The following is a 13,558-nucleotide window of genomic DNA, read 5'->3' as shown; positions in this document are numbered from 1 at the left end:
GCTCAGTTTCGTTTTGTTGAGCTCATTATTGAAAAAAAACTTTGATAGCTCTAATCGTTTAATGCTATGGTTTTGATAGATTATTTCTATCGCCAAACAAGAAGCGAATCGTACGTTATGAATATCCGAGATTTTGAGTACTTGGTGGCGCTTGCGGAGCACAAGCATTTTCGAAAAGCAGCTGAAGCCTGTTTTGTCAGCCAACCGACTTTAAGTGGCCAAATTCGTAAACTAGAAGACGAATTAGGTACGGCATTGCTGGAGCGCAGCAGTCGTCGTGTTTTGTTTACCGATTCAGGTTTGCAATTGGTGGAGCAAGCAAAACGTATCTTAAGTGAAGTGAAAACCTTTAAAGATATGGCGAGTGGTCAAAGTGGTGCTATGACTGGCCCGATGCACATCGGCTTTATTCCGACTGTTGGTCCTTATCTCTTACCTAAAATCGTTCCTCGACTAAAAGAAGAGTTTCCTGAATTGGAACTGTTTCTGCATGAGGCACAGACCCATCAGTTGGTTCGTCAGTTAGAAGAGGGCAAACTGGATTGCCTAGTATTAGCTTCAGTGGATGAGACGGCTCCATTTAAAGAGATTGAAGTCTACAACGAACCATTGAGCGTGGCGGTTCCTTGTGACCATGAGTGGGCTGGGCTAGATCATATCGATATGTTGGATCTTAATGGCCGAACAGTTTTGGCTCTGGGTGATGGTCACTGCTTACGAGACCAAGCACTTGGATTCTGTTTTGCGGCAGGTGCGAAAGATGATGAACGTTTTAAAGCAACGAGCTTAGAAACGCTGCGCAACATGGTGGCAGCGGGCGCGGGTATTACTTTGTTACCTCAGTTGTCCGTACCTCATGAGAAGAAAAAAGACGGCGTGTGTTACGTTCCTGCAATTAACCCAACGCCTTCTCGCAGTATCGTACTGGTTTATCGTCCGGGTTCACCATTGCGTACTCGCTTTGAAACATTGGCCGCAATGATCAAAGGTGTACTTGAGGCGAGAGAAGACTCTATCGCTGCTTGATAGCCTAAAAGCCAAATAAACAAAAGGGAGCTCAATGGCTCCCTTTTTAGTCTCTCAATGATGAGGTTAGAACAGTTCTTCTGAACCGCTGCCACCACCTGAGTAGATGCTATCTTCAAGGCTGTTACCTACGTACTCCGTAGGTTCAGTTCCCTTCTCGAAATATTCAAACATCGATGAACCATCGACTTTGTGTGTCAGTAGGCCGCTATCACGGTCGATACGAACACGTACGATGTCACCTGGGATGTTCTTGCCTTGTTGTGGAGTACCTTCAAGAGCAACGCGCATGAAGTCAATCCATGCAGGCTCAGCCGTTTTAGCACCAGATTCTGCACCAGAGATCTGGCCTTTACCTAGGTTGCTGTTTACGGTTGTGCGGCCTAGTGTACGAGAGTGATCATCGAAGCCAACCCATGCAATCGCAACGATGCCAGGGCCGTAACCGTTGTACCAAGTGTCTTTCGAATCGTTGGTTGTACCGGTTTTACCACCAATGTCACGACGCTCAAGCTTTTGTGCACGCCAGCCAGTACCATTCCAGCCTGTACCATCACGCCAGCTACCGCCACCCCAGATGTTGCTGTACATCATTTCACGCATCAGGAATGCGTTTTGCGCTGAGATAACTTGCTTCGCGTATTGCGGTGTGTCGTTTTCAAGTGCGTTGTCTGGAGCGATGTTCTCTGTCGCGACGTCTTGCTCGCCAAATTCAGCAGCAAACTTATCTTCTGCAGGAACGTGTGTTTCCATTTGAGGACAATCTTGTTGGCAGATGACTTTCGGGTTTGCCTTAAACAACACTTCACCGAACGAGTCTTCAACATGGTCAATGTAGAACGGTTCTACATAGTAACCGCCATTCGCAAACACCGAGTAGCCTTGCGCCACTTTCATTGGCGTTAAGCTACCAGCACCAAGCGCGATAGTTTCTGAGCGTGGCACTTGGTCAATATCAAAGCCAAAGCGAGTTAGGTATTCGCGGGTTTCGTCTAAGCCAACTTCACGTAGCGTACGAACCGCCATAACGTTCTTAGATTGTGCAAGACCGATACGTAGGCGGGGAGGGCCGATGTAAGGCGGTGGCGAGTTCTTCGGACGCCATGCTGGACCAGAACCAGCATCCCACTTGTTGATTGGCGCATCGTTAACAAGCGAAGCAAGCGTTAAACCTTTGTTTAGTGCTGCAGAGTAGATGAAAGGTTTGATACTTGAACCTACCTGACGCACAGACATGGTCGCACGGTTAAACTTGCTGTGAACAAAGTTGAAACCACCAACCAGAGAAAGTACTGCACCGTTTTCTGGGTTCATTGCCACAAATGCAGTGTTGGCACTTGGTACTTGGCTTAGCTTCCAGCTGTTAACGGTGTTGCCTTCTTTATCGGTTGTGCTGATTTCACGAACCCATACTTGTTGGCCTGATTCTAAAATCTGTTTTGCTGACTTAGGCACCGCACCTTGACGTTCATCCGTTAGGTATTTACGAGCCCAGTTCATGCCTGCCCAAGCGATGGTTTGCTCATCGTTGTTCTTTACCCAAACTTGCGCAGTTTTGTCGTCAACTTTAGTCACGACTGCTGGGTAAAGTTGGCCGTAAGTTGGCTGCTTCTTCAGGTGCTTTTCAATTTGCTCAGTATCCCAAGCGCTTTCACCTTCTTTCCAAAGTACTTTTTCTGCACCTCGGTAACCGTGACGCTCATCGTAAGCAAGGATGTTATTGATCGCTGCCTTGTTTGCTGCGTCTTGCAGCTTTGAATCTACCGTCATGTAGATGTTCAAACCAGAGGTGTACGCTTTTTCTGTGCCGTACTCTTTCACTGCCCATGAACGTGCTAGTTCAGCCACGTATGGCGCAGAAAGCTCGATTTCAGCACTGTGGTAACGAGCAACAATAGGTTCAGCACGCGCTTCGTCATATTGCTCTTGAGTGATGTATTTCTCATCGAGCATACGCATCAGAACGACGTTACGACGGTTCGTTGCACGCTCTAGTGAATAGAGTGGGTTCATGGTTGATGGTGCTTTTGGCATACCAGCAAGCGTTGCGATCTCACTTAGCGTCAGTTCGTTCAGGCTCTTACCAAAGTAAACCTGAGCGGCCGCACCGAAACCGTATGAGCGGTAACCAAGGAAGATCTTGTTAACGTAAAGCTCCATGATCTCTTGCTTAGTCAAAAGCTGCTCAATGTGGATCGCAATAAAGATCTCTTTGATTTTACGCATGATCTTCTTCTCGTTGGAGAGGAAGAAGTTACGTGCTAGCTGCTGAGTGATGGTACTCGCACCTTGCTTGGCAGAACCGGATAGGGCCACGACGACAGCGGCACGAGTAATACCGATTGGGTCGATACCAGGGTGCTCGTAAAAGCGGCTATCTTCGGTCGCAATCAGCGCGTGAATCAAATCTTGTGGAATTTCGTCGTAGGTAACAGGAATTCGGCGTTTCTCACCAAACTGTGCGATCAGTTTCCCGTCTTGACTAAATACCTGCATAGGTGTTTGTAATTCAACATCTTTTAGAGTTGCAACATCTGGCAATTCAGGCTTCACGTATTGATAGAAGCCAAAAATTGTGGTGACTCCAAGAATTATGCAAATCAATGTTAAAAATAATAAACGCTTTATGAACTTCACCGGAGAATCCCTGATTGGTTGAGGCTGTGTAACGGCAAACCCTTGTACTCTTAGGTCAAAAATTTAGCACATAAGAGATATTAACTCTTATTTGGATGCTAATAACAACCTTTGCACGAAGAAAATTCTCTGGGTGCTATTTACAACCACACGCAGGAATTTCGGAGCGAGAGTAGAGATGGATAAGCTATTAGTTACGGGCATAGATATTGGCCATAACAGCCTCAAAGCCGTGGTACTTAAACCCAATGGCAACAGTTACGCTTTATTGGGTTACAAAGAAATAATACTTAAGGAACGTATTGTCGCTGAAAATAACACCATAAATCATCAAGAAATTGTAAAGACCCTTAAAGAGATGAGAAAAGAGCTCCCAATTCGAGCTAGAAAGGTCGCAATTTCGGTTCCAGACAATGCTGTGATCAGCAAAAAGCTACAAATAGAGCAGAACCTAGAAGAAAGCGAAAAGGAATTTGCGGTGATGCAAGCCTTTGCGCATCAGTCTCCCTTTCCGGTTGAAGAGCTCAGCCTCGATTTTGTAAAGGTTGATACGGATGAGCAGATGGGCGGCACAGAGAGCTACCAAGTGTTTGCAACACGCAGAGAGGTGGTGGAAAGCCGAGTCGATACATTAACGAAGTCTGGCCTAAAAACCGTGCTGGTGGATGTGCACTCACAAAGTCTTGGTCATATATGGAAGCTAACCGCAGAACGTTTTCCAGAAAAGAATAAGCATTGCTTGTTAGACATTGGTGCGATGAGTAGCTCTTTCACTATGTTTACCGAGCAAGGTGAGCTATTCCATAAGGAGTTTCCTTGCGGTACTCGCACAACAAACGATTTGTCTCAACACGATCCACTCAGTGACGATATCCAAACCGCAACTGAAGAATTCAATCGACAAATGGTTGAACGTGTTAAGCGTCAGATGCAGCTCTACACCTCATTCAATGGTAGCCAAGATATCAAAGGTATTTGGCTTTCCGGTGAGGGGGCGGCTACGCCAATGTTAGCTGAGGAGCTATCAAGTCAATTGGCGCTGGAGTGTGAACTGCTCAATCCTCTTAGTTTGTTTGAAATGAAAGTCTCTAAACGTAAACGCCGAGCTGCAGATTGGCAGCACTTCACGGCAGCCGCAGGTTTAGCGGTACGCGGTATTCAGTGGTTGGGAGGTGACGATGCTGCATCACATTAACCTCCTCGCTTGGCGCGAAAATCAACGTGAAGAACATCGTCGACGTTTTATTGGTTTGATTGTTCTTGGTGCGATTGCTGCGCTGGGCGTGCAGTGGGGCATCGGTAAGTACTACCAATACCAACAAGACCAGCAACAACAGCGCCTAGACTATTTAGCTCACTATATATCTCAGCTTGATAAGCGAATTGAAGCAATGAAGATTGCTGAGCAAGAGCACGGCAAGATCTTAGAACGCTTAAAGATCGTTGAAGGATTACAAAACGGGCGCAATAAAACCACTGAGTTCATGAACTTGATGCCATCAGTGATTCCTGAAGGCGTGTATGTCGACAAGATTAAGATGAATGACTACGAAATCGAGATCTCAGGAATTTCAGACAGTACGCCGCGTCTCGCGACAATGCTCGACAACATGGAGCGTTCGGCAAAATTGTTAGATGTCGAGATGCACTCCATTGTCCATGGTAAAGCCCGTTTCGGTAAAGAGTTTCAGACGTTCAAAGTCTCCTTCATGTTTAAAGGTGCCTCTATAAAAGAAGGAGGTAAACAGCATGGTTAATTGGCAAGACCTTGAAATGGATGAAATCGCTGAATGGCCATTGGTGCCGCAGTTAGTGGTTCTCTTAATGCTCGTGTTGTTGATTCAAGGTTTCGGTTACTGGTTCTATTTAAAGCCAGAGCAAGCGCGTTTGGACAATTTGATTCAAGAAGAGCAAACCTTAAAAGTTGCGCTGAGAATCAAGGCCAATAAAGTGGCGGCTTTGCCTCAACTGCAATCACAACTCGATGAGCTCACCACACGCTACGAACTGCTGCTGCAACAACTGCCTGCGCAAAAAGAGCTAGCCACCATGCTGGCTTCGGTGAATGAACTAGGCATCGATAACAAACTGACATTTACCCGCATTGACTGGGGGGAGAAACAATCAGAGCACTTTCTTTATCGTCTGCCGCTGAATATTGAACTCACTGGAGACTTTCATGATATCGGCCGTTTCTCTCAAGCCATCGCCACATTGCCGCGCATCATCACGTTTAAAGACGTGACTTGGCAACGAGTGAGTCAAGAGAGTGAAACTTTGCACTTCCGTGTAAAAGCGAATACCTACCAGTTCAAACCAGAGGAAAAGAAAGATGCGAAATAAATCTTTGCTGATGGTTTGTATTGCAGGGGTGCTAGCGGGTTGCCAAGCCAACGATGAATCACTGACAGACTTTATTCGCGGCGTAGAAAACCAAGCGCGCCGTGACGTCGCCAAATTACAGCCCGCTGAAGACTATGTTGTCATCGGTTATAAGCCCGAGATTCTACGTGCGCCTTTCGAGCTTCCTAAAGAAGCCACCATCGCCACTCAACCTTTAGCCAGACAAGATTGTTGGCAACCGCCATCAAGAAAGCGGGTAGGTAAGTTAGAACGCTTTCCTCTCAATAAACTGCGCTTAAAAGGTGTTATGGGGATGGGGAGCAATGTTTCTGGTTTGGTCCAAGCACCAAATGGCACCGTTTATAAGGTGAAGCCGGGTCAGTACCTTGGTCGTAACAATGGCAAGGTGACTCACGTATCCCACAACTATTTATTAATTAATGAAACCTTACCCGACGGTTTAGGGTGTTGGCAAAAGCGCAAAGTTAAGTTGGCTTTGAGATAGGCATAGCAGCATTTATTTTTGATATTGAGTAATGATGAAAATGAGACAAGGATTAACACTGACACCAAGGAAGCTAGCAGGGATCTTCTCTTTGTGGTTCTTTTTACTTTTAGCCCCTTTTGTAGCAGCACAGGAAGTAAAGTCTAACTCGCTAAAGACCATCGACTTTCGTACAAACAAAGACAAAGATGCCGTGATTGTTGTAGAACTTGCGTCCCCTGCTGCAATCGTTGATATCAAGCGCGTACAGGAAGGCTTGAGTATCGACTTACTCAACACATCTGTAAAAGACGACCAGCTTTACCTTCTGGATGTAAAAGACTTTTCTACGGTCGTCGAGAGTATTGAAATATTCCGAGATACCTCAACCACACGTTTAGTTGCTTATATTGATGAGGAATACACTCACGATTACCGTCTGACTGGGCGTTACCTAGAGATCAAAGTCGGTAAGATAAAAGCCAATGAAAAAGCACCGGATAAGAGCATTCTAGAAAAAGAAGGGAAGCTGATTTCAATTAACTTCCAAGACATCCCAGTGCGAAACGTATTGCAACTCATCGCCGACTACAACCAATTTAACTTAGTGGTATCTGACTCCGTTGAAGGCAACTTAACTTTGCGTCTTGATGGTGTACCTTGGCAGCAAGTGCTCGATATCATTCTTCAAGTAAAAGGCTTGGATAAGCGTGTTGATGGCAACGTGATTTTGGTGGCGCCGAAAGACGAACTGGATTTGCGTGAAAAGCAACAATTAGAGAAACAGAAACTTGAGCAGGAGATGGGTGAGCTTTCTTCTGAGATCATCAAAGTTAATTTCGCTAAAGCTTCGGACATTGCCGAGATGATTAATGGCGAGGGGAATATCAGTATGCTCTCAGAACGTGGCAGCATGACCATTGATGAGCGGACGAACTCACTCTTAATTAGAGAACTACCAGAGAACATTGAGGTTATCCGAGAGATCATTGAGTCTTTGGATATTCCGGTCAAACAAGTTCAGATTGAAGCGCGAATCGTCACCATCAATGAAGGTAATATGGACGAACTTGGTGTGCGCTGGGGCTTCACCTCTATTAACGGCAGCCACACTGTCGGTGGGTCGGTTGAGAATAACCTTGCGACAATTGGCCTGTACGATGGCGGCGGTGATGGCGAAGGTGATGAAGGAGGCAGCAGTGTTGGTATTGATGACTTCCTAAACGTGAACTTGGCTGCAACCAGTCCGAATGCGACCAGTCTTGCCTTCCAAGTTGCGAAATTAGGCTCAGACACACTGCTTGATTTAGAGCTTTCTGCGCTGCAACAAGAATCCAAGGCAGAGATCATTTCTAGCCCGCGATTGATTACCACTAACAAGAAGCCTGCTTATATCGAGCAAGGTACCGAAATCCCGTACCTTGAGTCTTCTTCCAGTGGCGCAACGTCTGTCACGTTCAAAAAAGCCGTATTGAGCTTAAAAGTGACACCACAGATTACCCCTGACAATCGTTTAGTGTTGGATTTGAGCGTTACGCAAGACAGACCGGGTCAAGTTGTAAAAACAGGCACAGGTGAAGCAGTCGCGATCGATACTCAACGCATTGGCACACAAGTTTTAGTCAATAACGGTGAAACGGTTGTGTTGGGTGGTATTTTTCAACATAGCATCACAAACTCCGTCGATAAGGTGCCTTTATTAGGTGATTTACCGCTGTTAGGGGCACTTTTTCGTCGAAGTTATGAAAATGTCGGCAAAAGTGAGCTGTTGATTTTTGTCACGCCTAAAGTTGTGATTCAGTAGGCGCTCAGTGAGTAAAAAATCGATTAGATCAAAAATAAAGTTGCATTAGTGGCACCATGCTTGGATAATTTCGGGTCTTATCACGAATTATCTGTGAGGAATTGGTGCCACAAGCCTTGTGAAACAGCAGTTTGGCTGTGTTTTCTTGTGGCGATCTTATTGAATTAACGTTGTAAATTACCGCTAAATATGGCTGAGAAACGTAATATTTTCCTTGTTGGCCCAATGGGCGCCGGCAAAAGTACAATTGGTAGACATCTAGCACAGCAGCTGCATATGGAGTTCGTGGACTCTGATACAGTGATTGAAGAACGCACTGGTGCAGACATCTCTTGGGTTTTTGATGTAGAAGGTGAAGACGGCTTCCGCAAACGCGAAGAAGCAGTACTTGAAGACCTGACTCAAGAGCAAGGCATCGTGCTAGCAACCGGCGGTGGTTCTGTGAAGAGTAAAGAAAACCGCAATCGCCTTTCTGCACGTGGTGTTGTTGTTTACCTAGAAACGACTATTGAAAAGCAACTTGCTCGCACTAACCGCGACAAGAAGCGTCCTCTACTTCAAACTGACAACCCTCGTGAAGTATTGGAAAGTTTGGCAGGCGAACGTAACCCTCTATACGAAGAAGTAGCGGATTACACGGTTCGTACTGACGATCAGAGTGCAAAAGTGGTAGCCAACCAGATCGTAAAAATGCTAGAAGAGAGATAAGCATTTATCTTTTTCAAATTGGAGCACACCGATGGAACGGATTACGGTCAATCTAGCAGAGCGTAGCTACCCAATCTCAATTGGCGCCGGGTTATTTGAAGACCCGGCGTACCTTTCTCAAATTCTTTCAAACAAAAACGCAAATCAGAAAGTTGTCGTGATTAGTAATGTCACGGTTGCTCCACTGTATGCGGAAAAAATACTTGGTCAGCTTGAACAGCTCGGTTGTGATGCCTCATTACTTGAATTGCCTGATGGTGAGCAATACAAAAGCCTAGACACGTTTAATCAAGTCATGAACTTCCTGCTAGAGGGGAGTTACGCACGTGATGTAGTGATTATTGCGTTAGGTGGCGGTGTTATTGGCGATCTCGTTGGGTTCGCGTCTGCATGTTACCAACGTGGTGTGGATTTCATCCAGATCCCAACCACATTGTTGTCTCAAGTGGATTCATCTGTTGGTGGTAAAACCGCAGTTAACCACCCACTAGGCAAAAACATGATTGGTGCTTTCTACCAACCTAAAGCCGTTATCATTGATACCAACTGCTTATCAACGCTTCCTGAACGCGAGTTCGCTGCGGGCATTGCTGAAGTGATCAAATACGGCATTATTTATGATGCAGATTTCTTTGATTGGCTGGAAGAGAATCTCGACCGACTGTACGCACTGGATGAAGAAGCACTGACTTATGCCATCGCGCGTTGCTGTGAAATCAAAGCAGAAGTTGTGGCTCTTGATGAAAAAGAGTCAGGCATACGAGCGCTGTTGAATCTGGGTCATACCTTCGGTCATGCGATTGAGGCTGAGCTAGGTTATGGCAATTGGCTTCACGGTGAAGCGGTGTCATCTGGCACAGTGATGGCGGCGAAAGCTTCGCACTTACGCGGATTGATTTCGCAAGAGCAGCTGGATCGCATTATTACTATTATGCGTCGCGCTAAACTGCCAGTGCATACGCCAGAGTCGATGAGTTTTGATGACTTTATGACGCACATGATGCGTGATAAGAAAGTCTTATCTGGTCAGCTGCGCTTAGTATTGCCTACCGGAATTGGTAGCGCCGAAGTCATTGCGGATACACCGCAAGATATCATCAAACAAGCTATCGACTTTGGTCGTGACATTTAACCTTGTAATGGCGCCTTAGGGCGTCATTCTTGTAGTGTATTAAGGTTATTTAGATGAGTTTTGCTCACGTTCTTGAATTGGATTCACAAACCGAGTTACTAGACAGATTAAGCTTATTAACCAACTTTGGTTCTAATTTGATCGCCGTAAATGGCCAATCCGGATATGGAAAATCTTGGATGGCACAGCGATACCTTGAGCTCGGTGCCAGTAACAAAAACCAATGTTTGTTACTTTGTCATTCCAATCAAGATGATGTGCAACGTCGTATGCTCATCTTGAGCCAGATAGTTTCCGATGCCTTATTCAATCAACAAGATACATTGCTTGATAGCTTAGAACGTATCTTGGGTGATGAAGTGTGTGACATTGCCATTGTGGTTGATGACGCTCATTTGCTGAGTGAAACCCTAGTTTCAGAATTATGGATGCTAGTGCTAGCTGCACAAGCGAATCCAAAATGGAAAATCAACATCTTGTTGTTCACTCAAAGTGGGCGTTTGGAATCGGTATTGTCGCGTATTAGTTACGGGCAAGAGCTCAAACCGGTTGAACTTGATATTGAGATGTTGTCAGAAGTCGAAGCGCGTCGTTTCTTTGAATCTTTGGTGATTCGATATGTTGACGATGAATCTGAAAAACGCGTTCGAGATGCATTTAAGAAAGTCGACCCGATTCCGGGAGACATCATGGCGTTAGGAGAGATGAAAGTGGAAAAAAGGATCATTATCCGCTCAATTGTAGGCTCACCCCTTAATATCGCATTGGTTGTTTTGGTGCTGTTATTGTTGGCCGCTGGTGGTTATTGGTGGATGTACAATCAGCCAAGCCCAGACGACAAAGCACAGCAAATTACAGGTACGATTGAGCAAACTGCCATCCCAACCCTAACCGAGCCCGAAGTTCAAACCAGCGGCGCAGATTCCACAATCAGTGACGCGTCTGATACGACAGAGCTTGCTGGTGCAACGGACGATTCAGATTCATTGCCGCCGGCCGTGACAGAGGAAGTTGCAAGTGTTGGCACAGAAGATAAACAGCAGCGCGTTGTGATTGAGTCGGATGTGGTGGATGCTTTACTTGAAGGCAAACCTGAAGAAGCCAATACCGATGAAATCAAACAAGTTGTGGAAGAATCAGTGCCTCAAGCGCAGAGCAGTTCTAACTCCTCATTGATTAACGTCGTGCAAACGGGCGAACAACCTAAGGCAACACAAGCAAATTCAACGAAGCCTATCGTGAAGTTCTCTTTTGCTCGTGAAGAGTTAAAAGCGTTATCACCACGCGCTTATACTTTGCAATTAGGAGCGATGACGGCAATGGAAGATGTGCAAACCTTCCTTGACGAGTACGACCTAAATGGAAAAGTGAGAATTTACCCGACCGTGCGCAGCGGAACAGAATGGTACATCATCACTTACCAAGATTACCCGACTATCCAGCTCGCTCGAGACGCGGTAGAGAGCCTGCCAGATGCGCTTAAATCGGTGAGTCCGTGGGCAAAATCCTTGGGTCAGGTACATCGTGAAATTGATCGCGTGAAATAATCCTGAGCTTCGTTGAAAAATATGTTACATTCCGCAGCCTTAATTTTTGGTCGATAGATAGAGCAGTAGATGAAAAAGCAACGAGCCTTTCTTAAGTGGGCAGGAGGAAAATACGGTCTGGTTGAAGACATCCAACGTCATTTGCCACCGGCTCGAAAGCTAGTTGAACCTTTTGTTGGTGCTGGCTCGGTATTTCTTAATACCGACTATGACCACTACTTGCTGGCGGATATCAACCCCGACCTGATTAATCTCTACAACCTACTCAAAGAGCGCCCTGAGGATTACATCTCCGAAGCGAAGCGTTGGTTTGTGGCAGAGAATAACCGCAAAGAAGCTTATTTGAGCATTCGCGCTGAGTTTAATAAAACTGACGACGTGATGTACCGTTCATTGGCGTTCTTATATATGAACCGTTTCGGTTTTAATGGCTTGTGTCGTTATAACAAGAAGGGCGGTTTCAACGTACCGTTTGGTTCATATAAAAAGCCTTACTTCCCAGAAGCTGAATTGGAATTCTTTGCTGAGAAAGCGAAGAAGGCGACCTTCGTATGTGAAGGCTACCCAGAGACTTTCCGTCGAGCGCGCAAGGGAAGCGTGGTCTACTGTGATCCTCCGTACGCACCATTGTCGAATACGGCTAACTTTACTTCTTACGCAGGTAACGGCTTCACGCTTGATGACCAAGCTGCACTGGCTGACATCGCGGAGAAAGCGGCGACCGAGCGCGGCATTCCCGTTCTGATTTCAAATCACGACACCACATTGACGCGTCGTCTATATCACGGTGCGGAATTGAATGTGGTCAAAGTGAAGCGAACCATCAGTCGCAATGGTAGCGGACGCAATAAAGTCGATGAACTGCTTGCTCTCTTCCGTGCTTCTGACACGGATAAGTCAGACTCATAATTCTCACACTATTGTGTCTAAATAGTGGATATCCTGACTGGCTTCGGTAGAATTGCGCGCAACATTGTTTGTTGTTTGCTCGCCACTATTGAGGTCAGGTATGAAAGATTTTCTTATTGCTCCATCCATTTTATCGGCTGATTTTGCTCGTCTAGGTGAAGACGTAGAAAAAGTACTCGCAGCGGGCGCGGATGTGGTGCATTTCGATGTGATGGATAACCACTACGTACCAAACCTGACTTTTGGTGCGCCAATCTGTAAAGCGCTTCGTGACTACGGCATTACCGCTCCAATCGATGTTCACCTAATGGTGAAACCTGTAGATCGCATCATCCCTGACTTCGCGAAAGCAGGTGCATCGATGATTACCTTCCATGTGGAAGCATCAGAGCACGTTGACCGCACACTACAGTTGATTAAAGAGCACGGCTGTAAAGCGGGTGTGGTACTTAACCCAGCAACGCCGTTGTCGCATCTTGAATTCATCATGGACAAAGTTGACCTAATTCTTCTAATGTCAGTTAACCCTGGCTTTGGTGGTCAATCATTTATCCCTCACACGCTAGATAAACTGCGTGCGGTACGCAAGATGATCGACGAGTCTGGCCGTGACATTCGCCTAGAAATTGATGGTGGTGTGAAAGTGGATAATATTCGTGAAATCGCAGAAGCAGGTGCAGACATGTTTGTAGCGGGTTCAGCGATTTTCGGTCACCCAGATTACAAGCAAGTGATCGACCAAATGCGTGACGAGCTAGCAAAAGCAAAATAAGTATTGAAGCCCTAATCTTAAAAGGCTGCCACCTTGTTGGCAGCCTTTGTCGTAGGTAGGGCCAGAGCGAAGAAAATATCGCCAGCGCGACGTAAATAATCACTTGCCTATTTTGCTTCCTTTCTGTACTATCCGTCTTCCTTAATTCTCGGTCATTTTTCTTTAGTTCCTTGCTTCCTCTGGACGACCGAGCCAA

12 protein-coding genes are annotated in these 13,558 nt (G+C 46.0%); 11 read left to right on the top strand and 1 reads right to left on the bottom strand.

Annotated features, from left to right (window positions below):
* Positions 1-117 precede the first annotated feature (117 nt).
* Entirely contained in the window at positions 118-1,026 is a 909-nt protein-coding gene (gene oxyR / locus ATB78_RS25880) for a DNA-binding transcriptional regulator OxyR (protein WP_033005806.1), read from the top strand.
* Positions 1,027-1,092: 66 nt separating this feature from the next.
* Here oxyR and ATB78_RS25875 read toward each other — a convergent pair whose 3' ends face one another.
* Positions 1,093-3,663, bottom strand: a complete 2,571-nt coding sequence (locus tag ATB78_RS25875; RefSeq protein WP_061010978.1) for a PBP1A family penicillin-binding protein — start codon at positions 3,661-3,663, stop codon at positions 1,093-1,095.
* A 178-nt stretch (positions 3,664-3,841) separates the two neighbouring features.
* On the opposite strand from ATB78_RS25875, the gene pilM reads away from it, so the two are divergent.
* The 10 genes from pilM (at position 3,842) to rpe (ending at position 13,362) form a co-directional block, all read left to right on the top strand.
* The gene (pilM, locus tag ATB78_RS25870) at positions 3,842-4,858 is read left to right on the top strand and encodes a type IV pilus assembly protein PilM (protein ID WP_033005807.1); all 1,017 of its coding nucleotides are present in this window, start codon (positions 3,842-3,844) and stop codon (positions 4,856-4,858) included.
* Positions 4,842-5,420 carry a PilN domain-containing protein gene (locus ATB78_RS25865; RefSeq protein WP_005438427.1) on the top strand — a complete coding sequence of 193 codons (579 nt, stop codon included), beginning with the start codon at positions 4,842-4,844 and terminating at the stop codon, positions 5,418-5,420. The genes pilM and ATB78_RS25865 overlap by 17 nt, the downstream gene beginning before the upstream one ends.
* A complete protein-coding gene (pilO, locus tag ATB78_RS25860; RefSeq protein WP_009705519.1) occupies positions 5,413-6,006 on the top strand; it encodes a type 4a pilus biogenesis protein PilO in 594 nt (197 codons plus the stop codon). Before ATB78_RS25865 ends, pilO begins: the two co-directional genes overlap by 8 nt.
* Complete coding sequence (locus ATB78_RS25855; RefSeq protein WP_061010977.1) at positions 5,996-6,511, top strand: pilus assembly protein PilP; 516 nt, start codon at positions 5,996-5,998, stop codon at positions 6,509-6,511. Before pilO ends, ATB78_RS25855 begins: the two co-directional genes overlap by 11 nt.
* A 34-nt stretch (positions 6,512-6,545) precedes the next feature.
* A complete protein-coding gene (locus ATB78_RS25850; RefSeq protein ID WP_061010976.1) occupies positions 6,546-8,294 on the top strand; it encodes a type IV pilus secretin PilQ family protein in 1,749 nt (582 codons plus the stop codon).
* A 189-nt stretch (positions 8,295-8,483) separates the two neighbouring features.
* Positions 8,484-9,002, top strand: a complete 519-nt coding sequence (gene aroK, locus ATB78_RS25845) for a shikimate kinase AroK (protein ID WP_005438434.1) — start codon at positions 8,484-8,486, stop codon at positions 9,000-9,002.
* Positions 9,003-9,033: 31 nt separating this feature from the next.
* A complete protein-coding gene (gene aroB / locus ATB78_RS25840) occupies positions 9,034-10,134 on the top strand; it encodes a 3-dehydroquinate synthase (protein ID WP_005438436.1) in 1,101 nt (366 codons plus the stop codon).
* 53 nt (positions 10,135-10,187) lie between these two features.
* On the top strand, positions 10,188-11,681 hold the full coding sequence (locus tag ATB78_RS25835; protein WP_061010975.1) for an AAA family ATPase: 1,494 nt from the start codon (positions 10,188-10,190) through the stop codon (positions 11,679-11,681).
* 69 nt (positions 11,682-11,750) lie between these two features.
* Complete coding sequence (locus tag ATB78_RS25830) at positions 11,751-12,590, top strand: Dam family site-specific DNA-(adenine-N6)-methyltransferase (RefSeq protein ID WP_009705524.1); 840 nt, start codon at positions 11,751-11,753, stop codon at positions 12,588-12,590.
* 100 nt (positions 12,591-12,690) lie between these two features.
* Positions 12,691-13,362, top strand: a complete 672-nt coding sequence (gene rpe / locus ATB78_RS25825) for a ribulose-phosphate 3-epimerase (protein WP_005438444.1) — start codon at positions 12,691-12,693, stop codon at positions 13,360-13,362.
* Positions 13,363-13,558: the final 196 nt, after the last annotated feature.

It is taken from the genome of Vibrio sp. CUB2 (genome assembly GCF_001557945.1).
Lineage (GTDB): Bacteria > Pseudomonadota > Gammaproteobacteria > Enterobacterales > Vibrionaceae > Vibrio > Vibrio owensii.
Note: the sequence above shows the minus strand (reverse complement) of the source record. Positions and strands in the feature narration are given on the sequence as shown.

What these genes read in the sequence shown, in the direction of transcription:
- oxyR (WP_033005806.1), top strand. Translation starts at nt 118, where the DNA reads ATGAATATCCGAGATTTTGAGTACTTGGTGGCGCTTGCGGAGCACAAG.
- pilM (WP_033005807.1), top strand. Translation starts at nt 3,842, where the DNA reads ATGGATAAGCTATTAGTTACGGGCATAGATATTGGCCATAACAGCCTC.
- ATB78_RS25865 (WP_005438427.1), top strand. Translation starts at nt 4,842, where the DNA reads ATGCTGCATCACATTAACCTCCTCGCTTGGCGCGAAAATCAACGTGAA.
- pilO (WP_009705519.1), top strand. Translation starts at nt 5,413, where the DNA reads ATGGTTAATTGGCAAGACCTTGAAATGGATGAAATCGCTGAATGGCCA.
- ATB78_RS25855 (WP_061010977.1), top strand. Translation starts at nt 5,996, where the DNA reads ATGCGAAATAAATCTTTGCTGATGGTTTGTATTGCAGGGGTGCTAGCG.
- ATB78_RS25850 (WP_061010976.1), top strand. Translation starts at nt 6,546, where the DNA reads ATGAAAATGAGACAAGGATTAACACTGACACCAAGGAAGCTAGCAGGG.
- aroK (WP_005438434.1), top strand. Translation starts at nt 8,484, where the DNA reads ATGGCTGAGAAACGTAATATTTTCCTTGTTGGCCCAATGGGCGCCGGC.
- aroB (WP_005438436.1), top strand. Translation starts at nt 9,034, where the DNA reads ATGGAACGGATTACGGTCAATCTAGCAGAGCGTAGCTACCCAATCTCA.
- ATB78_RS25835 (WP_061010975.1), top strand. Translation starts at nt 10,188, where the DNA reads ATGAGTTTTGCTCACGTTCTTGAATTGGATTCACAAACCGAGTTACTA.
- ATB78_RS25830 (WP_009705524.1), top strand. Translation starts at nt 11,751, where the DNA reads ATGAAAAAGCAACGAGCCTTTCTTAAGTGGGCAGGAGGAAAATACGGT.
- rpe (WP_005438444.1), top strand. Translation starts at nt 12,691, where the DNA reads ATGAAAGATTTTCTTATTGCTCCATCCATTTTATCGGCTGATTTTGCT.